Source organism: Dolichospermum sp. FACHB-1250 (assembly GCF_014696335.1).
GTDB lineage: Bacteria > Cyanobacteriota > Cyanobacteriia > Cyanobacteriales > Nostocaceae > Dolichospermum > Dolichospermum planctonicum.
In genome coordinates, this window is sequence record NZ_JACJPZ010000044.1 from 13,498 (window position 1) to 40,033 (window position 26,536).

22 protein-coding genes are annotated in these 26,536 nt (G+C 35.7%); 5 read left to right on the top strand and 17 right to left on the bottom strand.

Going from position 1 to position 26,536, the window contains the following annotated elements:
• Positions 1-199 precede the first annotated feature (199 nt).
• The 14 genes from H6F39_RS15325 to H6F39_RS15390 form a co-directional block, all read right to left on the bottom strand.
• Positions 200-469, bottom strand: a complete 270-nt coding sequence (locus H6F39_RS15325) for a hypothetical protein (RefSeq protein WP_137906312.1) — start codon at positions 467-469, stop codon at positions 200-202.
• Positions 470-592: 123 nt separating this feature from the next.
• Entirely contained in the window at positions 593-847 is a 255-nt protein-coding gene (locus tag H6F39_RS15330; protein WP_137906313.1) for a hypothetical protein, read from the bottom strand.
• A gap of 64 nt (positions 848-911) precedes the next feature.
• Positions 912-1,181, bottom strand: a complete 270-nt coding sequence (locus H6F39_RS15335) for a hypothetical protein (RefSeq protein ID WP_137906314.1) — start codon at positions 1,179-1,181, stop codon at positions 912-914.
• A 135-nt stretch (positions 1,182-1,316) separates the two neighbouring features.
• On the bottom strand, positions 1,317-2,855 hold the full coding sequence (locus tag H6F39_RS15340) for an HlyD family efflux transporter periplasmic adaptor subunit (RefSeq protein ID WP_137906315.1): 1,539 nt from the start codon (positions 2,853-2,855) through the stop codon (positions 1,317-1,319).
• 92 nt (positions 2,856-2,947) lie between these two features.
• Entirely contained in the window at positions 2,948-5,668 is a 2,721-nt protein-coding gene (locus H6F39_RS15345; protein ID WP_137906316.1) for a peptidase domain-containing ABC transporter, read from the bottom strand.
• A gap of 21 nt (positions 5,669-5,689) precedes the next feature.
• Positions 5,690-6,286: a helix-turn-helix domain-containing protein gene (locus tag H6F39_RS15350; protein WP_190372579.1), complete on the bottom strand. Its 597-nt coding sequence runs from the start codon at positions 6,284-6,286 to the stop codon at positions 5,690-5,692.
• A 1,088-nt stretch (positions 6,287-7,374) separates the two neighbouring features.
• Positions 7,375-7,755: a HetP family heterocyst commitment protein gene (locus H6F39_RS15355; RefSeq protein WP_137906318.1), complete on the bottom strand. Its 381-nt coding sequence runs from the start codon at positions 7,753-7,755 to the stop codon at positions 7,375-7,377.
• A gap of 2,393 nt (positions 7,756-10,148) precedes the next feature.
• Positions 10,149-12,557: a GH116 family glycosyl hydrolase gene (locus tag H6F39_RS15360; RefSeq protein WP_190396968.1), complete on the bottom strand. Its 2,409-nt coding sequence runs from the start codon at positions 12,555-12,557 to the stop codon at positions 10,149-10,151.
• 241 nt (positions 12,558-12,798) lie between these two features.
• Complete coding sequence (locus H6F39_RS15365) at positions 12,799-13,104, bottom strand: type II toxin-antitoxin system PemK/MazF family toxin (protein ID WP_370539398.1); 306 nt, start codon at positions 13,102-13,104, stop codon at positions 12,799-12,801.
• Between the two features lie 81 nt (positions 13,105-13,185).
• Positions 13,186-13,467 carry a hypothetical protein gene (locus tag H6F39_RS15370; RefSeq protein ID WP_137906381.1) on the bottom strand — a complete coding sequence of 94 codons (282 nt, stop codon included), beginning with the start codon at positions 13,465-13,467 and terminating at the stop codon, positions 13,186-13,188.
• Between the two features lie 89 nt (positions 13,468-13,556).
• Positions 13,557-14,948, bottom strand: coding sequence for a serine/threonine-protein kinase (locus H6F39_RS15375; RefSeq protein WP_137906321.1), 1,392 nt, complete (start codon positions 14,946-14,948; stop codon positions 13,557-13,559).
• Between the two features lie 160 nt (positions 14,949-15,108).
• A complete protein-coding gene (locus H6F39_RS15380) occupies positions 15,109-16,041 on the bottom strand; it encodes a hypothetical protein (RefSeq protein ID WP_242028655.1) in 933 nt (310 codons plus the stop codon).
• Between the two features lie 4 nt (positions 16,042-16,045).
• Positions 16,046-17,110: an AAA family ATPase gene (locus H6F39_RS15385; protein WP_190396969.1), complete on the bottom strand. Its 1,065-nt coding sequence runs from the start codon at positions 17,108-17,110 to the stop codon at positions 16,046-16,048.
• Between the two features lie 160 nt (positions 17,111-17,270).
• A complete protein-coding gene (locus tag H6F39_RS15390) occupies positions 17,271-18,482 on the bottom strand; it encodes an HhoA/HhoB/HtrA family serine endopeptidase (RefSeq protein WP_137906323.1) in 1,212 nt (403 codons plus the stop codon).
• A 202-nt stretch (positions 18,483-18,684) separates the two neighbouring features.
• Between H6F39_RS15390 and H6F39_RS15395 the strand changes: the two genes are divergently transcribed.
• On the top strand, positions 18,685-19,056 hold the full coding sequence (locus H6F39_RS15395) for a metal-sensing transcriptional repressor (RefSeq protein WP_028083824.1): 372 nt from the start codon (positions 18,685-18,687) through the stop codon (positions 19,054-19,056).
• A gap of 25 nt (positions 19,057-19,081) precedes the next feature.
• The gene (gene menH, locus H6F39_RS15400) at positions 19,082-19,906 is read left to right on the top strand and encodes a 2-succinyl-6-hydroxy-2,4-cyclohexadiene-1-carboxylate synthase (protein WP_190396970.1); all 825 of its coding nucleotides are present in this window, start codon (positions 19,082-19,084) and stop codon (positions 19,904-19,906) included.
• Here menH and H6F39_RS15405 read toward each other — a convergent pair.
• Positions 19,893-20,939 carry a DUF1611 domain-containing protein gene (locus H6F39_RS15405; protein ID WP_137906325.1) on the bottom strand — a complete coding sequence of 349 codons (1,047 nt, stop codon included), beginning with the start codon at positions 20,937-20,939 and terminating at the stop codon, positions 19,893-19,895. The two genes, menH and H6F39_RS15405, sit on opposite strands and share 14 nt — an antisense overlap.
• A complete protein-coding gene (locus tag H6F39_RS15410; RefSeq protein WP_190372572.1) occupies positions 20,923-21,975 on the bottom strand; it encodes a dipeptide epimerase in 1,053 nt (350 codons plus the stop codon). Before H6F39_RS15410 ends, H6F39_RS15405 begins: the two co-directional genes overlap by 17 nt.
• A gap of 95 nt (positions 21,976-22,070) precedes the next feature.
• Here H6F39_RS15410 and H6F39_RS15415 point away from each other — a divergent pair, with 95 nt between their 5' ends.
• The 3 genes from H6F39_RS15415 (at position 22,071) to H6F39_RS15425 (ending at position 25,190) form a co-directional block, all read left to right on the top strand.
• Positions 22,071-22,643 (top strand): NUDIX hydrolase, encoded by a 573-nt coding sequence (locus H6F39_RS15415; protein ID WP_137906327.1) that lies wholly within the window; start codon positions 22,071-22,073, stop codon positions 22,641-22,643.
• A gap of 127 nt (positions 22,644-22,770) precedes the next feature.
• Positions 22,771-24,684, top strand: a complete 1,914-nt coding sequence (gene ftsH / locus H6F39_RS15420) for an ATP-dependent zinc metalloprotease FtsH (RefSeq protein ID WP_137906328.1) — start codon at positions 22,771-22,773, stop codon at positions 24,682-24,684.
• 128 nt (positions 24,685-24,812) lie between these two features.
• Complete coding sequence (locus H6F39_RS15425) at positions 24,813-25,190, top strand: hypothetical protein (protein ID WP_028088620.1); 378 nt, start codon at positions 24,813-24,815, stop codon at positions 25,188-25,190.
• An 8-nt stretch (positions 25,191-25,198) separates the two neighbouring features.
• Here H6F39_RS15425 and H6F39_RS15430 read toward each other — a convergent pair.
• The coding region (locus H6F39_RS15430) for an Eco57I restriction-modification methylase domain-containing protein (RefSeq protein WP_190396971.1) at positions 25,199-26,536 on the bottom strand (1,338 nt) is incomplete at its 5' end.

The following is a 26,536-nucleotide window of genomic DNA, read 5'->3' on the forward strand; positions in this document are numbered from 1 at the left end:
TACTAAACCCATTAAGAATTTATTTGATCCTATTTAAATGAATTATCAGCGTATCTATCATATTTACCTGATATGTTATTTTCTTATCTCTATCTAATGATACTTTTAATATTTTTGATAATTTATATGAGAAAAATTACCAGATTTATACCCCCGAATTATCTCACAATCCGGGGACATAATTGTGATTGTGATCGAGTTATTTGGTAACTAAATAAAGAGATGGGTTGGAAAAATCAAGACTAAAAATCTTGTTATTACGGGAATTTGAACCAAATAGCCCATTATCGCTTGATGTCTGATTAGTTATAACATCCTGAATGGTGGTTAACAGAAAATTCAGATCAAAACCACCTGATAAAGGGAGAATATCAGTATCTACTATTTGTTGTATTTCCTCTGAATTTAAGTCATACAAGAATGTATTTTTATCAATAGTTTCTAAGTCGGAAATTATGATTGTAGCCATGATATTATTTCCTAATCAAAAAGTGAACAGTTTTGCAATTGTGACGAAATTGCATTTGAATCTGCTACAATAATTAAGTAGGTTGGTGCTAAAAATTGTCCTGATGACAAGGCAATATACCTATCAGATTACTAAATAGCCGGATAGTTTGGAAAAGTCAATAGCGAAAATCTTGTTATCATGGAATCCAAATGGACCTTCATATGTTGTTTGGGGATTGTTTATTCCATCATAAACTGTTGATAAGTGAACAGCAGGACGATCCCATAAAGGCAGAAAAATACTACCTGATATTTGTGTGATTTGCTGTGAATTTAAGTCATATAAGAATGTCTTTTTCTCAAGAAGTTGCAAATCAGAAATTATGATTGTAGCCATGATCTTATTTTCTCATCAAAAGTAAACAGTTCTGCTGATTGCACCTTTAAATATCGTGAAATAATTAATGAGATACCCAAGCATTAACTGTCCGCGCATAGTCTATCGTATGGAATTTATTATCATGAAAATTCCCTGCACCTTCATAAGTTGTTGATATGGTATTTAAACCATCATAGATGGTCATGACAAAAACATTAGGAGTCCCTCCCCAATTTGGATAATCGCCCCAAACTAATCCTCCTAATACAATATTTGATTCTATTTGTTTTAAATCATAAATAAAGCTTTCTAAATCCGTGTAATCAAAGTTATTAATTACTAATCTTTCCATTATATTATCCTTCTAATCTTCACTTGACTCTTATATTTTTACATTATTTCCTCATAGATTATATAAAAGTTGCATATTAAAGTCTTTTTTTATTAGACATAATTGCATGAATTATGTCTTTAATTTTCGTTGACATTAAAGCTCTAAACCATTTTTTTGTAACTTCTTAAATGGATCTAAAATAAAGTCAATAACTCGACGTTGACGGATAATTGCTTCGGCACTTGCGGTTTGTCCAGGGGTGAGAGGAATCTGCTTGTTACCAACTTGAATATAAGGATTTTCCAAAGCAATATCTACTTCATAGGTTTCTAGACGATTGGCACTATTTTCCTGAATTTTAGAGTTAGGTGAAATCCAAGTAATTCGCCCTGATAAAATTCCATATTCTTGGAAAGGATAAGCATCAAATTTAATTTTTACTGGCATTCCTACTTTAACGAAACCACTATGTTGACTGGCCATACGTGCCTTCAAAATTAAGTCCGCATTTTTGGGTGCAATTTGAGCAATCATTTGTCCTGGTTGGACTACAGAACCAGCTTTTTTAATGGGTAGTTCAAAAATTGTTCCATCAATAGGAGAGCGGATAATTCGCTGTTTTAGTTGTAAATTTAGGGAGATGATCTGTCCTTCTGTTTGCATAATTTCCGATTGTAGAGAAGTAATTTGATTTTGTAGGTCTTTAAACTGTTCCTGACTTTTTAATAATGCTAATTCTCCTCCTTGTATAGCACTTTTATAACTACTTTCCTCTTGTTGTAATCGCAATTTTGCTTGTTCAATATCTGACTTAAATTGATTCATAAGCGACTGATAACTACTTTCTTGTTCTTTTAAGCGTAACCGTGCCGTTTGAATATTAAATTTTGCTTCTTCTTGTAAACGTTGACTTTCCTCAGCAATCTTTTCTAATTCTACTAGTTTGGTTTGAGGAATTATACCTTCCTCTAACAGTAGACGATAACGGGCAACTTCTGAAATATCTCGACGCAAGCGACTTGTAACTAACCTATAGTTACTTTGAGTAGATTTTACATTCTGTTTCATCTGATCAATTTGTGCCAATTTCTCCAAATCTTGGAAATTATAAGCACTTTTTTTAGTTTCAAATGTTTGTCTGGCTTGATTAACTTGAGCCATTTTTTCTAATGATTGAGATTGGTTTTGCTGACGTTGAATATTAATCGCCATTAAGACTTGATTTTTTAAGATTTCTAGTTGAGATTTACGATTTTTCAACCCTTCTAATTTAGCTTTTATTTGTTGTATTTCTGTTTGCATAACCTCAGATTCTATTTTCACTAAAACCTGTCCTGCCTTAACTGTTGCCCCTTCTTTAACATTAACAGAAACAATAGTACCAGTCACCGCACTATCTAATTTTTGTGTTGCACCTTTTGGTTCTATTCGTCCAATAGCATTTCCGGTTTCATCAACTCTAGTTAACATTGCCCAAGGTAAAATAATTGCTGCAAAACTAACCAGCAAATACAACATTGAACGAGTCCAGACTTTTGGTAAAGCATCTAATAATTCTTCTGTACCATAAAACCAATCCTGGACCTTACCTAATGTCTGGGTTTGATTTTGATTTGGGAGAAAAGCAGTAGATTCGGTTTGATTCTGCTGATTTATAGTAGTTGTTGGTTGTGTATAAACTGACTGGGGCATAAATAATTTTACAGTTCTCTATTTTTGTAGTTATATATCCCTGACTTCTGCAAGAAGTCAGGGATATCTTGGCAATTAAACAATTAAAACAATTAATTTGTTTGTGCTAATTGTTGTTGATTGAGATAAAAATAATGTCCTTTTTTGGTAATTAATTCGTCGTGAGTACCACTTTCTACTAAAACACCACGATCTAAAACTAAAATTAGATCAGCATGACGAACTGTAGAAAGACGGTGAGCAATAATTAAACTTGTACGTCCTTGCAGAATTTTTTTGAGGTTGTTTTGAATAATACGTTCAGATTCAGAATCAAGGTGGCTCGTAGCTTCATCTAATATTAAAAGTCGAGGATTTCCTAATAAGGCGCGGGCAATTGCTAACCGTTGGCGTTGTCCTCCTGATAACATTCCTCCACCTTCACCAATTTGTGTTTCATAACCCATTGGCATCCTTTTAATAAACTCGTCTGCCCCTGCAAGTTGGGCGGCTTCTATAATCTCTTCTAAAGAGGCTTCAGGATGGGCAATAGTGATATTTTCCCGAATTGTTCCTCCAAATAAAAATGTATCTTGATCAACAACTCCAATTTGCGATCGCAGAGAATGCAAGGAAATACTAGTCACATCTTGATTGTCAATTAAAACTCTTCCATCTGTCGGTGGATATAAACCCAAAATCAATTTAGAAAGGGTGGTTTTCCCTGAACCGCTGCGCCCGACAACTGCTACAGTTTGCTCTGGTAAAATTTCAAAACTGAGATTTTCTAGAATGTTAATTTCACTCTCAGAGTGATAGCGAAATGTAACGTTATTAAAACTAATTTTCCCGATTAATCTGGGTAAATATTGGCGAGGTTTATGTTCTAAATCTTCTTCTGGTTCTGCTTCTAAAACATCATTAATTCGTTCGGTGGCAACGATTACTTCTTGTAGTTGATTCCACAAGATAATTAACCGTTGGAAAGGCTGAATAATGTTGCCTAACAACATATTAAAAGCAACTAATTGACCAATGGTAAGTTGGTTTTGAATAACTAACCAAGCCCCAAACCATAGTAATCCTGTACTGGCTAAAGATTGAATGGTAGAGCTAACTAATTGCAGTTGGTTACTAACTACTTGACCACTAAAGTTCTTTTTAATTAAATTATTCAGCAATTCTTCCCAATGCCAACGCACCGTTTGTTCAATTGCCATTGAGCGAATGGAAGAAATCCCCGTCAAGCTTTGAATTAAATAGCTATTTTCTAGGGTTCCTGCGGCAAATACCTCTCGACTAATTCGACGTAAAAATGGCGTAGCAAATAATGTTAATAACACAAATGGTGGCACAATTGCTAATGTCATCCCCGCCATTGGTGGACTGTACCAAAACATTAATCCTACATAAACAACGACGGTCAATAAATCTAAGCCAATAGATAAAGCTTCACCAGTGAGAAAACGCTGAATTTTCTGATTTTCCTGGACACGGGAGACAATATCACCAACATATCGAGACTCAAAAAAGGACAGAGGTAAGCCAAATGTATGCTTAATAAATCCCACCATTAAAGCGACGCTAATTCGGTTGGCTGTGTGGTCAAGTAAATATTGTCTTAACCCATTAATGGCGACACGAAACAAACCAAAAATTAATAATCCGAAGCCTACAGTATTTAAGGTTAAGGTGCTACCTTGAACAATGACTCTATCTAATAAAAGTTGAGTAAATAGGGGTGTTACTAATCCAAATACCTGAATTAATACCGAAGCAATGAATACTTCTAGTAGGACTTGAAAGTGAGGTTTAACTAAATCCAATAACTGCCAAAATGGCGTATTAGCTTCTGGTGTTTTTTTGAGTGAAGCTGTGGGTTCTAGTAATAGAGCGTAGCCTGTCCAACCTGCTTTGAATTGATTGATAGTTAAATAGCGTTGACCAAGGGCAGGATCGGCGACAATTACCTGTTTTTTGGTAATTTCATAGACAACAATGTAATGTTTACCTTCCCAATGAGCGATCGCTGGTAAAGGTTGTTGAGCAAATTTATCTAAACTGGCTTTCACTGGACGGGTAGCAAAACCAAGACTTTCCGCTGCTGCACTCAAACTTCGCATGGATGCACCACTACGGCTAACATTAGCCAAATCCCGCAGGCGATTAATACTGAAGTTTTTCCCCCAATAACGACCAATCATGACTAAACAAGCAGCACCACAATCCGCAGCACTTTGTTGTTCAAAAAATGGATAGCGTTTGGTAAATTTACGCCACCAATTTCCAGCAGTTACAGTCGGAATAGGAAAGTATTTGGGGCGCTTTTTTGGTTGTGCCAGTGGGGGAATTGTCAGTTGGGTAAAATTGGCAGTTTTTGCTGTTCTTGGTGTTTCTGGAGTGGGAATTTCTGGAGGTTTGGCAGTGTTAATTAGTTGTGCTTTATTCAGCAAAAGATCATAAGTATCAGGAAATTCTCCCATTACCTTCTTCACCATCTGTTGGGGAAGATAGGCAATTTTTAAATTCACAGAAGCTCTAGCAACGTAACTACTAAATTCTTGTTCTGGAAATAAAGTTAACTCCCCAAATGATGAACCTGGCGCGAGAGTAGTAATTAAGTTATTAGAGTTATCAAGTAATCTCACCTTACCCGTTAGCACAATATAAATTCCCGGCTTTGCTGTTGTCCCTTGCCAAAATTGCTTTGCTACCGGTGGTTCAATAATTTCTAAAGCCTTGATACAATCGGCAACTGCTTGATTTGATAGGGAATCACCCAAGACTTGCTTAATGTTTGTAGCTAACTGTTCCTGAGAAAACGTTGATAGCATTTCCTAACCTCCAAAACACTATTATTGATTGGCCTGCATGAGATTAAATGACCAATGAAAACTAGGTTCAGGTAGAGAATGCAAATCACTAATTGTAATTGCTATATCCTGATTTTCAGCAGTTGTCAATGGAGAATTTTTACGTTTAGTGGAAAGTCCCATTTGTTTAAGTAAACGGTTGATATGGCGATCACTAATTTTAATTCCCAACTCTTTAGCTAAATGTTTGCTCAACCATTGAGCCGTCCAATCACTAAAAGCATAGCCATATTCACGGGGACTACAATTAACTAATTCTTTCAATTTTTCAATATATTGATGATTAACAATCTTTGGTCTACCCAATGGCCGCTGATTCCATTTATGCGCCATACCTGCCTCAGCAATACCTATCCAATACCTGGCCATTTCTTGAGAACAGCCTATGATTTCACAAATATGAGTTTGTGATTTTCCCATATCTGCTAACAACATTATCTCAATGCGTCGCCGATATTCTGGTTGTGAATTATTTTGTAAGTTTTTTAGCAAGGCCTTCCGCTGAAAGGGTGTTAAAAACTTACTTTCATAAGTATCGTAAATATTAACAACCTGATCTTGATGAGAATAAGATGACATAATTCTTACCAGTTGCCTTCTACTTTCAAATTTGGGCAAATCCATCTGTTACATCTATTGCTCAAATACAGATGCAAAGAATTTCACAGACATTTAGTATTTAATCTGTAGGATGTTTCATGAGTATTTATTTCTCCATATTTATGCAACAAGTATAGCTGTTTTCCCCCCAATAAACAGCATTGTCTGCTAAAACACCTACAGATAAACTCCAATCATTTTTATCCCTAATACTAAATTTATCCCCATTAGTTAATCATCCAAAAATCCACTTCAAGGATGATATTATCCCTAATTTAGATTTCAGGACATTCATAAACACTGGTATTCAGATTTATCAATCAACACTAGACTATTTAAGTTCATGCAGCTTTAATTCCCCAATAATTACGACACACCTACTCCAAATATTGCAGCCTCAAAGTAGATAAGTTCAGGAAGGATGTAATCTATCTCTTACAGTAGCCTAAAATCAAAAAATTCTCATCAGCAAACTTTCTAAATATGAAATTGTCTGTCTGATAACTTAGCGTTAGCCATTCAGTTTAGATAAAAAAGTGACAAAGCTTTGATTGTTATTTTTAAATTCTGCTATATCTTCTTTGAAAATTTATATAAAAAATCAAATCTTCATCTAAACTTCATGATATCTTTACATAAAATTTATATAAATTTCAATCTGCTAAAAATATGCTTAGTAGATTCCCATGAGAAAACTCTTGTGGTGCGGGCATCTTGCCCGCTAATATCTTACCTCAGATGACTGCACCACCCTAAATATCAGATAGGATGCGTCAAATATTAAACATCTGCTTATTGACAGCGTTTAATAAATATGACACACCTTACTAATATGCAAATTGCCTAAATCCTGATTTATTTAATTATTAAGAGACACAAGTGCTACAAGCAATCAGCTTTTTGGGAAAAATGCAGTCCGCCATGCACCTTTGTTCTGCTATTTCTAATTTATAAGATGTTACAAATGTATATTTCCCATGCTGGCAGATAGGGATTCAGTAATTGCAGTTACTCACATTTCAGATCCAATTTTACTGAGTAACAGGCAATTACAGTATATTCAGCAACTATGCTGACTTTTTTTCCCTACTGTTAGCGCGTGCTTCTGCTTTTTGCTTACCCCCCACTTCCAGATACGCTATATCTTTAATCTTGCTTAAACAGTTAGAAGCTAGATTGCTTTCGGACTTCTCTGTGGTTGGTTTAGCAATTTTCAGACTTTCATTATTTTGTGAGTTTGACCTATTTGTGCGGGCATTTTCTTTCAATATGCGGTTATAAGTGCGATAAGGAATATAGTGCATCGGATTATAACCAACAAACCGCAACATTAAAACACAAGCCCAAGAATACTTACCTGCTAAAATCGCTTCGACTACTTGGTCTAATTGTTCAGGATGGATTTTCGGTCCTAAGTTGTTACCACTGCCAGCAATATCTTGATTCATAATCTTAGTTGTCTTTAAATTGAGTAAATTAGTCCAGTTTCTGCATTGCACTTGATAAACAGCCTCAGCCAAGTTGCTGGAGCGGGAATGACCGGAATCTATAGGTAATCAATTGCTGGCAGATGTTACAAAAAGCAAGAACCCGTTTCAAAAGTACGGTACTTGATAACATGGATACCTGATGGGTATGGAATTGAGAGAACTGCATCTCTAAATTTACCCGCTTAACTAAGCTAAAAAGCGCATTTGACCTGATGATTTTTTTCATAACCTGACCTGTGATTGAAAACCTGACTATTTTTAATCAAGCTTCTGTACCGTTTTGCCGTATATATCCTAGTTTTCTGGGCAGTTTTACAGTTTTCATTTAGTAAACCCTATTCCTTACCTAAGTAGTATGTATTAATTACTTATAGAGTTTAGGTTTGTACTTACTAATGAATCAAAGGTAAATATTTTCCTTTGGTCTGGTTTCTACCTGGAGAACTCGAATTTGACGTAGCTTTTCGTAGATACAGTTGTCTGCTGTTGAAACTCCCAAGGGTTAATCTTCTGCTTTTCCTTAGTTACTGCTGTATAACTTCTTACCATTAATTTTGTCGCTTCTCGGTAAAAGCTCACAATTGCTGGATGGAATCAGGAAAACCGTTGATTTCTCAATTTCAAAAGCCACATTTTTATTTATACTATTTTTTCTTGCTAATGTCATCTGCCAAACTAGCAAAATTTAAGTTAAATTTACTCAAGTTATCTAGAGATTTACCCATCTCTTGTGCAGGTTTAAGTTTTGACCCCGCTGGGCAAAAAATGAGGGGTGTTACCCCCCACTTTAATCTCAATGGCAGATGCTATCATCGTCATGTAAAGCAAAAATACTAGCAATGTCTTCTATCTATGTTATTAGCATCTAGACAATGGCAAATACTATATATCTATCAACAAAAAGTCCTATTTCTATTCAACAATTTTTGATGTTGACGAAGTAGTTTATTTGTAATTTTTTTTGATAAAGTCCTTACTATGTAAGGGTTACAATGGTTTAAATCTTCAATAAATATCAGACAAATAGGTGTAAATAACTGCGAAAAAAATAATTAAAATTTTATCCATCTAATTTATTATTAATGCCCAGATTTTGAATATTATTTTAATTTACTGATAGATTTGTATTTAAATACAAAAATCCATCTCATCATCTGTAGATAGGAAAAACCGTATCAGCATGAACATTTAGTTATTATCTCATTTATTTATGAGATAATATTGCAATTTAATTAAATAACAGGCTGGGTAATTATCTGTATATAAGTTATTGAAATAAGTGAGATTCCAGTGATAGTTATTAAACTGATTGAGTAGGAATAACTATTATTATTTATTGTCAATTATTGCTGATGATTCTGATAGCGGAGTGTGGTGTTAGCTATGAAAAGCGGATACTTCGGTATATAAGCTAGTTTAAATAAGTATAGTTAAGTAATTATAAAAACAGAAAATTTCTGAAAATCCCAGTATATAAACCGCTGCTGTTTGACTTTGGGGATGCAAAAGTAAATTGCTTGACAAATAACAATGAAGAGGTTAAGGTATAACTCCCAAGGCTGTTGAAGTTTTTATAAATTTTTCAGTAACGGGAAAAGAATTGAAGGGTGATATACGCTGCACTTAGTGAAAGCTCAATCAAGATCAAAATTTTCATGATCTTCAAACTAACCGGGAACTTTGAACTTAAAATGGGAGTCATAGACACCAGCTACATTTGAACCTGGCCAACCTGACCAAATAGATTGATAAAGCTGCTGCTGTCCTAGCCTTATTCATCTAGCGTGCAACTACTTGTATTCTTAGATGATTGAAGTCTACTGATAAATTCTTAATTTATTTCCAACTAGAGGAGAGAGTTTTTTAAGTGGGTAACTTCAATCTTGTTACTTTTTATCTCCCATAACCCGAAATGAAGTAAGGAATTGGTGATGATTTTTTGCTGACTTGGGTAAAAAAATGCACTTTGACAGATCATCGCTCAAATGTGCCATTATAAATACAAACCCTGGGAAACGCAATTACTGATTTCTGATTTTTCAGTGACTTTGAGAGTGAAAATCAAGAGAATTATACTTGAAAAGAATCCATGAGGACAGGGGACAGACTAGAGTACGAGGGGGATAAAGGTTTGATATTTTTTGAGCAAACCCTGATTTAATTAGAGAAGAGAGACAGATTTTCAAACATAGATTTTCAGATTAAAATTCCTTAACTCTTACCATTACTGATTTCTTCACTAAATTCCGGAAATAACAGGAAAATAAAAGAGCCTGGACGAATTGCAGTATCAGGACTTACGCAAAATCTCTTAAAAACTTAATTGTGCGTAAGTCCTAAGAATATTAAAATTAACACATCAGCAAATAAATTCCCCAAATAGCCATAGCGCGGAGATAGGTACTAGCGCGGAAAGTAGCATTAGCAGTGATAGCTTCCGGGGTGCGAAATTGCAAACCATTGTCGTAAACTTGCCTCACCACAGCCTCAGTTAAGCGCATTGCTTCATTTTTCATGTCCATTTGCACCAGGAAGGCTGCTAGACCAAAATTAATTCCAGTCCAAACCTCCAAAGGGTGGGTAGAATGAGGATTTTCTGGTAAACCATTGGGAAGAACACCGTTAGCAGCGCCAAATTTACCATTTTGGAACTTGAGAAAACAGGAATCATATATTTTTGTTAAGGCAGACAAAGCGCGATCGCTGGGGACAATATCTGGTAAACTCAATAAACGAGCGTAAAATTGCCCGCACAATTGATCAGCCATAACCACATCAGAACCACTGTCACTATCTAAACGGTAATATTCACCATTCCACAGCTTTTCCTGATATATTGGTTTTGATTGATTTAACCAAGTTTGATAAATTGATTTTTGTGTTGTTGTGTTTTGACGTTGTGTTAAAATATCACAGATGGCAATAGCAGCTTCCAAAGCAGCTAACCACAAACCACCACAATAGGCGCTAACACCATTTAATCGCCAATCATCAAAAGTTTGGTCAGGGGCGCCGGAATTTTCGGGTATACTGTCCCCATCTAGATCAAATTTTTTCACATAATCGAGAGTTTGGACAATAGCATCCCAACAATCTGCTAAAAAGTCAATATCATTTGCACCTGTCAACAGAAAATCTCGATATACCTGTAAAACAAAGTCACAACCTAAATCTTTCCAGAGATTACAATCTTGATAACTAGTGTAATTGGTTTTTTCCCAAACGTGTTCATTGGGAGCGCCTAAATCGTGAGGTGTCGCACCTGCGACTTTACGAACAGCCAGGGGACTTTCAGATTTAATTGTCAGATAATAACCGATAATTCTAGTTGTATCATCACTTTGGGGAATTGCTCTAGCAAAGGCGCGAATTACTGATTTTTCCAGTTCAGGGAATAACATTAATAACCCAAAAGAACCATATAACCGCACATCTAGACTTTCATACCAACGGTAATCTAAACATTCTAACACAGCAAACTGACCAATGGGGTCAATGTCTGAGGCTGCATTCCAAAGAGTTCCTCCACTAGTTAAATCATAGAGTTCGTTGAACAAAGCCATTTTAAACCAGTTGGGTAAATCTGGTCTTTCTAAAATAGGATTTTGCCAATTTTGAATGTGCGATCGCCAATTATGATATGATTTAAGAGCAGTAGTAGCAATTTGCCAAGCATTCTCACCATTACACCCAAAAAAGTCTGTATATCTGCGGTAATAGTTCACTCCTGCGGCAAATTCTGTCACCGGAAAATCCCAACTGAGGACAAAAGGAACTTCTAAAGTTTCTCCTGGTTGTAAAGTCAAACGCACCGCAATTGCAGCGCCTAATCTAGAATTTTCATCTGCGGGAGTTTCATCTATATAATTAGGTAAAGAACCATTTTCCGAGAAACTTTGCCAAATATCTGCACCATTACCTAAACAATTAAAACGGGAATGATAAAATATTTCAACCTGGTTGTTTTTCGGGTAATTTTTCAAAGTCGCAATACACCAAGTTCCCTCTCCTTCTGCGACAGTTTTACTATCAGAAACTGCACCGAAAACACAACCAAAATATTGATCATCTTCTGCTAAACAATTATAATTTCCTTGACTTTTTCCCCAGGCTGGCTGATATTCATAAACAGGACTACCATCATCTCTAACTTGCACTTGGGGAGATTTTAAAGTATTAGTAAACCAACCGACCATATTTTCCCACGTTAGCATGATGCTAATAGTGATTGGTGCATTTGTGGGGTTGTGCGCTTTCCACAAAAAAACCGCTACAGGATAACTAGTTTCTTGATAATTATCTGCCCAAATTGGCGAAAATTGCTCACAGGTTAATTGAGTTTTGAAGACATTTTCATAAACAAACCAACTACGAGGATAAAGTGCATGATAAGTTCCTGACCTCACCCCCAACCCCTCTTGGTCCACAGAGAGGGGAGAAGGTGGATACCATTGCCAAGATTGTAGTGTATCATCTTCTGGGGGTTGGGTAGATAAAGCGTAAGCTTGTCCAGATTCAAAGATACTAAATTGACAAGCAGGAACAGTTTTAAAAGTATGTTCTCCCCCGTCAATGTGCCACAGGTTAAAGTCTCCCCGTGAGGAACGGCCTATACACCCCGCACCAAAGCCACCAAGGGGCATTCCGTGCCAGGGACCATCATCTATATTACTAGGATAACGGACGGTGTAGGGCTGATTCCAGCCTAGGCCAATGGGACGTTTCCACGTGCAGGGTGGTATTTGGGGGTGGTTGGTCATGGTTTGAGTTTTACAGGTTGACGCTAATGAAGACTAGCGCGATGTGTGATTTTTCTCAAGTCCTGAGGGAAAAATATTTTTATTTCGCGCAATCTCTCTTCAGGCTGGAGTTGCTAAAGAAGAATGGTTAGGAGGATAGAATAATGTTTTTAATAATGTTAACAAAGATCCCCGACTTCTTAATTTAATCTGGGGTAAATAATGATAATTTATCAAAGAAGTCGGGGATTTGGGGATTTCATCATTTTGGTTTTTTGCTTCTTTCCCAAGCTTTCGATACTGGTGGTGGAGGTGATGATGGCTTTTCTATAATTTCAATAATTGTACTAATCACTTGATGAAGTTTATCATCTTTGATTTTTCCAATGTACCGAATTACGTTACTTTTATCCGCTGTAGCAATAATATTAGGACGAATATAACAAGGGCTTAAATTTAATTGACCTGTTCTAAAATCTTGATCTTCTAACTTAATTTCATAATCTCGTCCTGGTTTACTGCTAATAGGACAAATTATAATATTATAATTGTCGGATTCTGCTATCACTAAAGCTGGTCGTTTTTTTTGTTGTAGATGTATCAGGGAAAGGAAAAGGAACAGATATAACATCACCTTTGATCAAATGTTCTATAGATCCTTCCATGCTTCGTCTTCCTCTGGATCAAGCCAAATTTTATTTAATGATGATTGACTCATTTCTAAAAATTCTTTAACCAATATTTTATCATCATCTGTATCAACAGTTTGTAAATTTTTAACTACTTCTAATGGCAGTCCAGTTAGTTTGACGATAAAATCTAATTCAATACCTTCTCGTAACATATTTACAGCAACTTGGGTTAAACCTTGCTGTAAACCTTTTTCCCATGCTTCTTGTAATGTTTGCGCTGGAATTGATAGGTTGTTCATATTTTTATATTTCATATTTTTATATTTATTTAGTTAGATTTTTTGACTCCGATCCTATTATATCATAAGAGGATAAGAAATGTAAGGGTTTAACGATGTCCAAATATGGGGAAGAATTGATAAACTAACCAGCCTAAAAATAAGCCTAATGAAGATGCACCCATTAGAAATAAAAATTTATAATCTTTGCTAGAATATTGGCTTAAATGCTTATGGATTTCACGATAAATGTTGACAAAATAAAATTGAATAATGAAAAATATGACAATACATAAAGCTACAACAGTATAAGATACAGTATAATTAGAGACTAAAGACGAACAAATTATAAAAGTAAAGCCCACAGCTACAGGTAAAGTTGAAGCAAGTACCAAAGCTAAAGGTAAAGTTGAAGCTAAAGCTATAATTAAATTAGTATAGGAAGTAGTAAAGAAAGCAAAGCCTAAATTTCGATGAACAATATAATCATAATTTGAATGATGATATAGTAAAAAAACTATCGTCAAATGTAAGCTCATGAATTTTAACCAAACTGAAGGAATATTCTTACTATTTACCCTTGCTTTTAGAGAATTATTAGCACCTATAATAACAGGAATTGTTTTCTCAGTTCTAATTGTTTGATGTTGCGTTTTCTGACTAATATGATATACATGATTACTAAAATTAGGCAATAAATTTAACCATTGTCTCATAGATTGCGGACGATTTACCGCATCTAAATTCATACCTTTAAGTATTGCCAGATTCAATTCATCACTAATACCAAAAACATATTTATTAGGAGAAATTAAAGGCTTATTATATAATTTTCTATCCAGTGAACTTTCAGGACGTTTACCTGTAACCGCATAATATAAAGAAGCAGCTAGAGTATAAACATCAATCGTAACTTGTCTATTACCTCCCATTTGTTCATAAGGTGCAAAGGCAATATTAGCAGGATGATGAGAGGTAAAATATCCATCTTGGGGCATTATTTCCCCAGCAATTCCAAAGTCAATTAAAACAGCTTTGCCATTTTTTTGTACCATAATATTACCAGGGTGTGCATCCCGATGAACTAAACCCTGATGATGAACAAAAATTAAAGCTTCTCCAATTTGTTTTATATATCCTACCGCTTCTAATTCTGGTAATGCTCCCTGTTTTTGGACTAAATTAAATAAACTTTCACCGGGTACAAAGTCCATTACTAAATAGTATGTTTCACTTTCTTGAAATAACTCATTGACACGGACAATATTCTGGTGTGGTTGTTGAGAAAGTTTTGCTAATTTGCGTCCTTCTTGAATAAATCTCTTCACATAATTAGGGTATTCGGAATCATTTTTTAGGATTTCATTCGGCGTTTTTATAACTACCCACTGCTTTAAAAGTGTATGTTGTGCTTGATACGTAATTCCAAAACCACCTTCTCCCAGGACTTTTTCTATCACGTATCTTCCACCCTGTAATTTATACCCCTTTTTCCAAACCATAGGTTACAAATCCCTAAAATATAGTTATGTTCATTTTTGCACAATTGGGTATGATTTGGGTAAATATGCTAATTTTTCAATTTTCTCGCCAGATTAACTGGTTGAAGTCCAGAATAAATTAGTAATCTACTCTGATTTTCAACTTTTTAGAATATTTGTTTTAAAGCTGTTCTATTTTATTTCTCAATTCTATTAAATCAGGATGTTGAGTAATGTCAATATTATTAACTGCCCATTTAGAAAATTTATCCATAGAAATATATGATTTATATGGTCTTTTTTTATCTTGACTAATTTTGTGCATTGCTTTGTAAATATCTTTACCATTAAACCAAATTAAATAATGTTTTTGCTGCCAAAATTCCTGTTGATTAAAAAGCTGTAAATACCTATACAGACTCTCTTCAAACTTATCTATTGTCACTTCTGCAACTGTATTTTTAAAGTCATGAATTAAAGACAAAGCCTGACTTTTACAATGAGATAAATCTAGAGAATCTGGAATTGTATCTTTAGTCCAGCTTGTGTCTAAATGTTTTCTACTAGCACTAAGTTGACATAAATTACCTAAAGCCCATCTAACAGCTTGATAATCTTGTAAATTCTTCGCAGCTTCTTCTATCCATTGAGTAATTTTATCAACTCCTGGTGAATCTTTATGTCCCCATTTAGAAATAGGATTTTCTAATTGTTCTTCATATTTGGTTATCCAATATTGATGAATGAGTTCAGGATCAAGTAAATAGTTTTCAATACAGGTACGATGAGATAGGAAAGCTCTATTTCCTAATTTATCTATTTGTAGTAACTTATTTTCTGATGTAGGTTCAATATCAAAATCACGATCTCTAAAAATAATATATTTTTTTGTAACTTTTTGATTTTCCTCATTATTTTGTTTCTTATTATTTTCATCATTTTTCTTTTTATCTATATAAAAATAGGCTTGAATAAAAAGTGAAAAATTAAATTTACCACCGACAGGAATAATTGTGATATTATTTGATAATACCCTATTATTAATCAATTGGAAATCTAGACTTTTCGATCCACCTTCACAAAAAATAACTTTATTCCGAACTACTCCCATCATTCAATTATTCCTCTATGATTCTAATAGATGATTCAGGTACTAATTGCGCTACATAATCAGAATGAGTGGTAATAATAAACTGATTATTTCTACCCAATTTCGGTAAAGTTCTGAGTAAAGCTTGTTGCATGGGTGGATGTAAATGTAATTCGATTTCATCAATTAAAATCACCGAATTATGAATATTCCAATTCATAAAATCCAGAAGTATGGGAAACGTAGCACGTTCTCCCCCAGACATTTCAGAAAATTCATATTGGGTTTTATTTTTACTGTTGTAAATATAAAACCAAGGTTCAGTTAGAATATTATCAATATTATCTCGCATTTCTAAACCTGCAAATTCACGTTCTGGAAAAACAGTTTTATAAATTCTTGCTATTTCTGCGTATAAGTCTTTTGCTCCGGGACGAAAACTTTTACCATTTTTGCTATATTTCTCATGAATCATTTGCCACTTTGCTAGGCGATCGCGTAAAATATCCTCTGTAATTTCTAATTGATTTTTTGGATCTTCAGGAGTGAGACTAGTTGCTGTTCTCTGTTCTGTGTACCAAAAAACTGTCCCCACTCTTTCAAAAACTGAAAATCCTTCTGAACGAGATAATTGTTTAGCATATTCTCGTCCTTTAAATTGAAATAACTCTGCTGCGCTATTTGCTGTTACACTTTCACCTTGCCATTTTAAGTTAACAAGATATTCTTGAGCAGGAGAAACTGGTAAATCGCGTCCCATTTCTCTTAATTTTTGGTGAAATTCGCTAATAGCTTGCAGTTCGGATTTAGAAAATTGTACATTAATAGTGACATTGGTGGGAGAACCACGCCAACTACTACCTAATAATTCATAATTAAATCCTGGCCAATCTAAATCAGCAGGTTTTTTTAATCTTTCTGTAGCTGTACCTAATGTGGATGCAATAGCTTGTAAAATACTGGTTTTTCCCGCACCATTTACACCAATGAGAACTATTAAACTCTCTGCTAAACCAGTTTCAGGATCAGTAAAATCTAATTCCTGATCTCGAAATTTCTTAAAATGTTTGAGCTTAATATTTTGAATTTTCATAATAATTTGCTTTTGTCCTCTCTTTCATGTATGTTTTATTCAAAATAACCCGGTTCATAGTCATACAAACGAAGTATGTATGTAGAAATAATCTCTGATTACTAGCAGTTTCTACTTCAACACATCCTGGGGTACACTGAAGCATACCCCATAAAACTAACTAAGAAAGGTCTTTCAATTCAGCGGTACGAACTGAAAGTATTTGTGTTTGATTACCTCTTTGGATTTTTACCTGCAAGGCTTGACCCAGGGTACTGTCTTCTACTATGGATTGTAATTGTTCTGCGCCGGTGATAGCTTTATTGTCAATCTGCACAATCACATCTCCACGACGGATACCCGCAATTGCAGCGGGAGAATTAGGAACAACCCGCAAGACTAAAACTCCTTTGACTTCAGGAATCGTCAACATGGAGTTAGGATCACTGTTATTTTGTTTTGCTAATTCTGGTGTTAATGTCACCATTTGTACACCTAAGTAGGGATGAGCTACTTTCCCGTTGCGTTGTAATTGAGTAGCGATCGCTTTAGCTTTGTCAATAGGAATTGCAAAGCCAATCCCCATGGCATCGGCGCGAATTGCTGTATTAATTCCAATTACTTCTCCTAAACCATTTAATAATGGTCCACCAGAGTTACCAGGGTTAATCGCTGCGTCGGTTTGAATGAAGTCTAACCGTTTATCGCTGATACCAACCTGAGCGCTAGAACGTTTTAAGGTGCTGACAATGCCCAGAGTAACGGTATTATCAAATCCTAACGGATTACCAACAGCGATCGCCCAATCTCCCACCTGAACATTACGAGAAGAACCTAAAGGTGCTACGGGTAAATCATTACCAGCATTAATCTTAACTACAGCCAAGTCTGTAACTTCATCAATACCACGGACTTTACCTTCAAAAGTGCGACCATCTTTCAGACGGACTGTGACTTTATCAGCTTTGTCCACTACGTGAGCATTGGTAAGAATGACACCGCTTTTGTCAATAATAAAACCAGAACCTAAACCCCGTAACTGTTCAGTCGGTGATTGTTGGGGAAAACTATCACCAAAAAACCGCCGAAAAAAGGGATCTTCCATAAAAGGATCATTGCGGCGCGTAATTGTTCTTTCTGTATCAATTCTTACTACTGCTGATCCCACACGATTCACTGCTGTTGTCACAAAACTATGACCACCAATCGCAGCCGCAGCGGAAGATGGCTTTTGAGCCACTTTTGTTAATGACTCCGTGACAGGATTTGGACCCGGTTCTGCTACTGAAGGTAACACCCGCAGGGAGGTAACAGTTAACAGCACTCCCATAAAAATCGCTAAAATATGGGTACTGAGTTGTCGGATAGACGGGGATATTTGGGGAAATCGCATAATCACAACCTAATCTACAAGCCTAATTTTTGCTGTTTCTTGATAAATCTATCTACACTTATTTTTACAGATCAGATTCAGAATTTCTGTTTATTGACATTTTGACTCAATTTTAAGTTTCTTTGATGTTGTGGAATCTATTTTTTTCAAGCTAAAATACTAGTTAATGCCAAAATGCCAAAACAAATGTCAGTATAATAGCATGAATAATGGAGCAAACCCACTAACTAACGAATCCCTAGCTACATTAGAGCCGGGAGACCATTCACACCATCACAATCATACAGATCATACACATTCTCATGTCCACAGTGAAGAGTCTTTACGGCGGATTATTAACCGACTTTCGCGCATAGAAGGCCATGTACGTGGTATTAAAAATATGGTACAACAAAATACTTCGTGTCCTGATGTATTATTACAAATTGCGGCTGTCCGTGGTGCATTAGATAAGGTAGCACGCATTGTGCTAGATGAACATTTAACTGAGTGTATCGCTAGGGCTGCCCAAGAAGGTAATATGGAATCGGAAATTGAACAATTAAAAGCCGCTTTAGATAGATTTTTACCCTAATTCTTAACTTTTAACTGCGGTATTTATGACTGGGAATCAATATCAATTTCACTATTCTTTAAATCATAATGCACATAAACCAATAATTCTATTATTACATGGTTTTATGGGTAATATTTATGAATTTGATCAAGTCATCAAATTACTATTTGATGATTTTTCCTATCTGATTATTGATTTACCTGGACATGGAAAAACTCAGGTTTTAGATGATGAATACTATACCATGCCATCTACAGCCACAGCCATTATACAATTATTAGATAAATTAAAAATTGACCAATGCTATTTAATTGGTTATTCTCTGGGAGGAAGATTAGCTTTATATCTCACTCTCCATTTTCCCAGTAGGTTTATTAAGGTTATTTTAGAATCTGCTTCCCCTGGTTTAGCAACAGAAATGGCCAGGTTAGCTAGAATTAAAAGTGATGCTCAAATAGCTAGGAAATTAACGAGAATAATCAATAAAGATGATTTTTATCACTTTCTCAATAATTGGTATCAACAACGGATTTTTGGGAAGATTAAAAATCATCCCCAATACCAATGTATGATCGCAAGTAGATTAACAAATCATCCCCCAAATTTAGTTAAATCATTGCAGTTTATGGGAACAGGTTCTCAACCTTGTTTATGGGAATTACTCACAGAAAATACTATTCCTCTCCTATTATTGGTGGGAGAAGAAGATCAAAAATTTATTGATATTAATATAGCAATAACTGAAAAATGTAAGTTTGCTAAATTACAAATAATTCATGATGTTGGACATAATATTCACCTGGAAAATACTTTAGCATTTGTGCAGAATATTCAAGATTTTTTCTGCCATGCTTCTAATTTTGCATAACTGCATTCAACAACAATTCAGCCCCGAAACGAATGGGATCTGTACAAGGTAGTCCGGTTTCTGTTATGATTTGAGCGATCGCATTTTTTGCCTCTAATTCCTCTAAATTCCTGGTATTTAAAGCTATACCCACCACATTGATGTTCCCAAAAGCACCAGCACCACGGGCAACGATTTCATACATTTGGATCACTTCCGGTAATGGGGGAATCGGTATACTGGGATTATTACGGTTGTGAGTTTGTCCCGCTTGATGCACTAATATTAAATGTGTAGGTTGAGAACCGCGAATTAACGGTAAAGTGGCTGTTGAACCAGGGTGTAAAAGAGAACCTTGTCCTTCAATTTGCAGAATGTCGTAATGTTGACCAAAACGCATCACTAACTGTTCCACCGCACCAGCCGCAAAGTCTACCCGCACAGCATCTAAAGCCACCCCTTCTCCTTCCAACATTAACCCAGTTTGACCAGTGGCTAAGAACTTAGAACGGATACCCCATAATTTAGCCGTCCGATGTAATTCTAGACTAGTGGACATTTTTCCAATGGCCATATCTGTCCCCACTGTCAAAACTCGGCGACAGGGTAGATTCCGCGCCAGTCCAGATGCTACATCTAAATTGGCTGGTTCTCTCCGTACATCCCAAATTAATTGTCCTGGTTTGAGGAGGGCATTTAATTCAGGTATATTCGCTAGGGGTGTATGTAATCCATTTACCAAGGACATTCCGGCTTTGAGAGCATCTTTGATATCAGCCCAATAATCATCAGGAACAGCACCACCTTTGGGAGCAATCCCAATTACCAAAACCTCCGGCTTATACTGTAATGCTGCTGTCATAGATGCCACAATCGGCACATCTCGCTGAATACCTGTTAACTCTACTAAAGATTTACCTACAGATTCTCTGTCAATTACAGCCACAATAGGGGATTCACTATAGCGTAAAATTGATAACCCTGTTTTTCCCTGAACTCCAGTAATTCCCTCATGGAGAAGAATTGCTATTTTTTGATTAAGCGACAGACGCACTGTATTTTACTCCCAAACCAGGTAAATTATTTGGCAAAACTCTCCCATTCTCTACCAGCGCACCGCTAAAAGGATCATCAATTAAATTCAAATGACTATCTAAATCCAAATAATCAGCTAGTGGTGCAAGTTGTAAAGCGGCGGTATTAGCCAGAGAACTATCAGAATAGCAGCCAAACATCACTTGTAAATTATGAGCTTTGGCTGTATGTACCATTCGCATGGCCTCGGTAATTCCCCCAGATTTCATTAATTTAATATTAATTCCATCTACATTATCAGCTAATTGGGGAATATCCGCACTAGTAAAGCAACTTTCATCCGCAAAAATGGGTAAGGGGGAATGTTTTTTCAACTTAGCTAAATTTGCTTCTTCACCTCTTGCTAAGGGCTGTTCTATATATTTTATCCCTAAATCAGCTAACCAACTACACATATTAATAGCATCTGCTAAATTCCAACCTCCGTTAGCATCAACAAATACATCTCTTTCCCCTGTTGCTTCCCGTACGGCTAAAAACATTTTTTGATCTGCTTCTATTCCTTGAGTTGAACCTAATTTGACTTTGAATAACTGCACATCCATAAATTGTAACCAGTCTTGGGTTCTGGCTTTGGCACCTGCTGGGGAATTAATCCCAATTGTTACCGATGTTGATACTATAGCACTTTTATTTAGTCCCCAAAGTTGCCATAAAGGTAAACCTAATCGCTTACCTATCCAGTCGTGTAATGCCATATCTAAGGCTGCTTTAACGGCGGAAGGAATTTGCATTTGTTCTAATAGTGACTCAATTTCCTGTCTTTGCCAAGGGCTAAATTTCTGAAGTATAGGTATAATTTGCTCAATAGTATTGATGATTTGCTCAGTAGTTTGTCTGTAGTTACCCACCCCAAAGGGAGATGCTTCTCCCCAACCTTCAATCCCTTCCTGTGCGATTTGTAACCAAATATTTGTTGATTGTGCTGTTGTTCCGCGACTAATTGTTAAGGGAAATCGTTTATTAACGGTAAAAGGTTGAAAATTAATTTGCATAAGTATATAAAATCGGGAAAAGGAGTATATTAAGAATCAAGAAAAGCCGTCCTTCTAGGACGGGGCTTGTATCCCATATTTTCGGTCATGAAATTATGAATAATTTACAGAAATGGCAAATACTAAGCTCAAAAATGGTCATAAATGAGCCAATGTGTCAAATTCGACAAGATCAGATAGAATTGCCAAATGGTAAAATCATAGACGACTATTTTATCAGTATAAAACCAGATGTTGCCATAATTTTACCCATTACTAAAAATCAAGAGATTATTTTTGTGCGTCAATATAGACACGCTATAGGGGAATTTGTCATGGAACTTCCTGCGGGTAGATTTGACGTAAATATAGAAAATCCAGAAAGCGCAGCAGTCAGGGAATTACGCGAAGAAACGGGCTATTGGGCAGAAGATGTGCGAAAAATCGCAACCCTTTATGATAAACCCAGTAAAGACACTAATCAAATACATTTATTTTTAGCGGAAAATGTGGTGAAAGTAGGAGAACAACAAAATCTGGATATTACTGAGGAAATAGAAGTAGTTTTAATTTCTATAGATTCAGTATTTAAGTGCATTGCTGAAGGTGAAATCTCTGTAACTGGAACTATTGCGGCTCTTTTCTTGGGTTTAAGCAATAGGTCTTCTATTCTTCCTAATACAATATAAGCTGTTACCTGTCACTTTCTGTCCTATCACCTGTTAATAATCAAGTCTGGCAGTTACACTAGATCAGGAAACTGTAATTTCTAGATATGACAAGTTCTCAGAAAAACAGCCATAAAGGATAACTATTATGAAAAATTTGCACAAAAATTCTTTGCACAAACAGCATTTATCAGGTTCGTCTTCAACTCATGTTTTAACTGGTATGATAGCTGCTGGGTTGATAATGTTACCTGGTATAGTTGGTGCTAGTCCCGTTTTAGCGCAGCAAAAAACAGAGCGTAATTCTTTAACTTATGGGGAGTTAATTCAGAAGGCGGATAAAGGCGAAGTTAAAAAGGTTGAATTGGATCAAACTGAGCAGATAGCTAGGGTTTATTTAACTGGACAAAAGCCGAATACACCTCCTCTACAGGTGCGCCTTTTAGAGCAAAATCCAGAATTAGTGAATAAACTTAGGGAAAAAAATGTTGATTTTGGTGAGGTTTCCTCCGCTGGAAACAGGGTTGCTGTAGGGTTGTTAATTAATCTCATGTGGATTTTACCCCTGGTGGCTTTAATGATATTATTCCTGCGTCGTTCTGCAAATGCTTCTAACCAGGCTATGAGTTTTGGTAAATCTCGCGCCCGCTTTCAAATGGAAGCAAAAACCGGGGTCAAATTTGCTGATGTCGCAGGAGTGAATGAAGCCAAAGAAGAATTAGAGGAAGTTGTGACTTTCTTAAAACTGCCGGAAAAATTTACCGCTGTAGGTGCGAAAATTCCCAAGGGTGTGTTACTAATTGGACCGCCGGGAACTGGGAAAACTCTACTAGCAAAGGCTATTGCAGGTGAAGCAGGTGTACCTTTTTTCAGTATGTCTGGCTCGGAATTTGTGGAGATGTTTGTGGGTGTGGGTGCTTCCCGTGTCCGTGATTTGTTCAAAAAAGCTAAGGATAATGCTCCCTGTATCATTTTTATTGATGAAATTGACGCGGTAGGTAGACAACGGGGTGCGGGTATTGGTGGGGGAAATGATGAACGAGAACAAACTCTTAACCAGCTATTAACGGAAATGGACGGTTTTGAGGGAAATACGGGGATTATTATTATTGCTGCTACTAACCGCCCAGATGTTCTAGATTCGGCTTTGTTACGTCCAGGGCGCTTTGATAGACAGGTGATTGTGGACGTTCCAGATTTGAAGGGAAGAGAGGAAATTTTGACAGTCCATGCTCAAAATAAGAAGATTGACCCTAGTGTATCATTAGCAGCGATCGCTCGGCGCACTCCTGGGTTTACTGGTGCTGATTTAGCTAATTTACTCAATGAAGCTGCTATTTTGACGGCTAGAAGACGCAAGGAAGCGGTGAGCGATTTAGAAGTTGATAATGCGATAGATCGAGTAGTTGCGGGTATGGAAGGAACTGCTTTAGTAGATAGCAAAAGTAAACGCCTCATTGCTTATCATGAAGTGGGACACGCTTTGGTAGGTACGTTGGTTAAGGATCATGATCCTGTCCAAAAAGTTACTTTAATTCCCAGGGGACAAGCATTAGGTTTAACTTGGTTTACTCCCAATGAAGAACAGGGTTTAATTTCCCGTTCCCAGATTTTAGCCCGAATTGCGGCGACTTTGGGCGGTCGTGCGGCGGAGGAAATCGTTTTTGGAAAAGCAGAAGTGACTACCGGTGCGGGAAATGATTTACAACAAGTGACTAATATGGCTAGACAAATGGTAACAAAGTTTGGAATGTCTGATTTAGGTCTAGTTTCTTTGGAAAATCAAAATAATAATGAGGTATTTTTAGACCGGGACTGGATGAATAAATCTGAATATTCGGAGGAAATTGCTGCTAAAATTGATGCTACAGTTCGGGAAATTGTCAGCAAATGCTATATTCAAGCTAAGGAAATCATCCAGGAAAACCGTTTAATTTTGGAGCGGGTGGTTGATTTGTTGATAGAACAAGAAACTATTGACGGTGATGTTTTTCGGAAAATTGTCGCCGATAATACTGCAATTCAACTAAAAACTCATCAGCCGGTAGCCGTACCTTATTAATTTAGATAATTTTTGTAGAGACGTTCCATGTCTCTACATTAATTTAAACTTCAAGAAAAAATCTCCCCATGGTGGGATTTAGTGACAGATAAACGCTAAAATTGACAATTGGAGAGTTAAACTATGCTATGTTTGATATATTGCCTTTTCGCTTTGAAATAGATAAAGTTGCGATCGCTGGTACTTGTTTATGGGCTTTAGCGTTATATTTGAGTTTTTCACAGGTTAGAGAATGGGTAACGACACAACTCAACCGCTGGTTTAATTTTGCTGAACGTTTCCTATACACTAGTCAATCAGAATTTGACAAGACTCGTCAAGCCAGAGAAGCGCAAAATTCCTTTTATGCTTCACTATTTAGCATTTTCCCCTTTTTAATATTTGGTGGTTTATCTAACTGGATTTTAGATATCAGTTTAGGTAATAGCTGGGGAGTTAGCACTGGAATACTTGTTTGTATGGGTGCTGGAGTGTATGAATTAGGACGCAGACAAGGGGAAGAATAAATTTAAGTTTATGTACTTTGAATACTTTCAATTATAGTTATTTCTGCATCAGTTAATTCATAGAGTTCATAAACTAATTGATTGATTTGTCTATCAGTGGCTTGAATTTGTTGCTGAATCATTCTTTTGGCTGGGGGTGTGTTTGCTTGATTGAGTTGTTGATGAAGATCAAGCATTTGTTCAACCAGTTTAATCATGTCATTATAAATCAACTGATCACTTGATTTTGATAAATCCAATAATTTAATAGGTATTTTTTCTATAACTTGTTTATTCAAAGCAATATATCCTCCGCGAAATGGTGTACTAATTAACTTCAGAAAATGGTTGATTAATTTAGAGTTGAGAATACCCAATAAATACAGATAAGATATATTGATATTTTCCAAAATAGAAATACCATATCCACCACCTCCACCACCTCCACTACCAACAAAATAATAATCTCCATATAAATCAGTAGCAAAACAACTACCAGTAGCAATTGCTGGTACTAATAACTTTGGTGAATCAAAACGAGTATGATTTTTACGATATACATAACCATACCAATTTTTATCCATATTACCTTTATTTCTCGCTGCTAATCGTTCTTGATTTTCCAGCATATAATTCCAGGTTAAAGGAAATCTATTTTCATAGTTATTTACTGATAATAAAACAGATTTATTATTGATAGTTATGTAAGGGAAAATCAGACGTTTATTAACATTTTTTAGAAAATACCTACCAATATTTAATGAACCCTTCAAAAAATATTTTAAAAAATCATTTTCTAACCAATGTAAGCGCCCCGTTACTTTAGATTTACAAAGAACTTGCTGATTTTCTCTAGCTACTTCTTCAAGAATAAATATATCATCTGCATCAGTTTGTAAGCCAACAAATAAATGAGCAATATCACCTAACTTTACAGGTAATTCGTTAATTTTATAAAACCATTTTTGATCTTTTTCACTTACAAAATTCCACTCACGATCAGAGATACAAGAAATAGTAAAAGTTTGGCTAAGTATGTTATTATTTTCATGATTACGCCAATCAATCAAACTATTAATCTTCTGAAATTCAAAAGTTTTATTTTCCCGCTTGCTTAAAAATAGTAAACAAGTGTATGTAGTTGCTTTTGTAAAAACTTGTTCATCTCCAAAATAAATAATTTGATTCAATGATTTATTTTCCGCTATCAATCTTCTAATAACTTCCCCATATTGAGCATTAAAAAACTTATGAGGTAAAATAAAACCTAAATAGCCATCTTTTCTTAATAGCTCTAATCCCTTTTCCACAAAGACAACATAAATATCATAGTTTCCCTTACTAGCAGAAACATACTGTTGTTTATA

Coding starts and splice junctions, on each gene's coding strand:
- H6F39_RS15395 (WP_028083824.1), top strand. CDS start 18,685: ATGAATAATGGAGCAAACCCACTAACTAACGAATCCCTAGCTACATTA.
- H6F39_RS15355 (WP_137906318.1), bottom strand. CDS start 7,755: ATGAATCAAGATATTGCTGGCAGTGGTAACAACTTAGGACCGAAAATC.
- H6F39_RS15375 (WP_137906321.1), bottom strand. CDS start 14,948: ATGGTTTGGAAAAAGGGGTATAAATTACAGGGTGGAAGATACGTGATA.
- H6F39_RS15335 (WP_137906314.1), bottom strand. CDS start 1,181: ATGGAAAGATTAGTAATTAATAACTTTGATTACACGGATTTAGAAAGC.
- H6F39_RS15410 (WP_190372572.1), bottom strand. CDS start 21,975: ATGCAAATTAATTTTCAACCTTTTACCGTTAATAAACGATTTCCCTTA.
- ftsH (WP_137906328.1), top strand. CDS start 22,771: ATGAAAAATTTGCACAAAAATTCTTTGCACAAACAGCATTTATCAGGT.
- menH (WP_190396970.1), top strand. CDS start 19,082: ATGACTGGGAATCAATATCAATTTCACTATTCTTTAAATCATAATGCA.
- H6F39_RS15325 (WP_137906312.1), bottom strand. CDS start 469: ATGGCTACAATCATAATTTCCGACTTAGAAACTATTGATAAAAATACA.
- H6F39_RS15370 (WP_137906381.1), bottom strand. CDS start 13,467: ATGAACAACCTATCAATTCCAGCGCAAACATTACAAGAAGCATGGGAA.
- H6F39_RS15350 (WP_190372579.1), bottom strand. CDS start 6,286: ATGTCATCTTATTCTCATCAAGATCAGGTTGTTAATATTTACGATACT.
- H6F39_RS15360 (WP_190396968.1), bottom strand. CDS start 12,557: ATGACCAACCACCCCCAAATACCACCCTGCACGTGGAAACGTCCCATT.
- H6F39_RS15390 (WP_137906323.1), bottom strand. CDS start 18,482: ATGCGATTTCCCCAAATATCCCCGTCTATCCGACAACTCAGTACCCAT.
- H6F39_RS15380 (WP_242028655.1), bottom strand. CDS start 16,041: ATGATGGGAGTAGTTCGGAATAAAGTTATTTTTTGTGAAGGTGGATCG.
- H6F39_RS15340 (WP_137906315.1), bottom strand. CDS start 2,855: ATGCCCCAGTCAGTTTATACACAACCAACAACTACTATAAATCAGCAG.
- H6F39_RS15415 (WP_137906327.1), top strand. CDS start 22,071: ATGAATAATTTACAGAAATGGCAAATACTAAGCTCAAAAATGGTCATA.
- H6F39_RS15330 (WP_137906313.1), bottom strand. CDS start 847: ATGGCTACAATCATAATTTCTGATTTGCAACTTCTTGAGAAAAAGACA.
- H6F39_RS15425 (WP_028088620.1), top strand. CDS start 24,813: ATGTTTGATATATTGCCTTTTCGCTTTGAAATAGATAAAGTTGCGATC.
- H6F39_RS15345 (WP_137906316.1), bottom strand. CDS start 5,668: ATGCTATCAACGTTTTCTCAGGAACAGTTAGCTACAAACATTAAGCAA.
- H6F39_RS15385 (WP_190396969.1), bottom strand. CDS start 17,110: ATGAAAATTCAAAATATTAAGCTCAAACATTTTAAGAAATTTCGAGAT.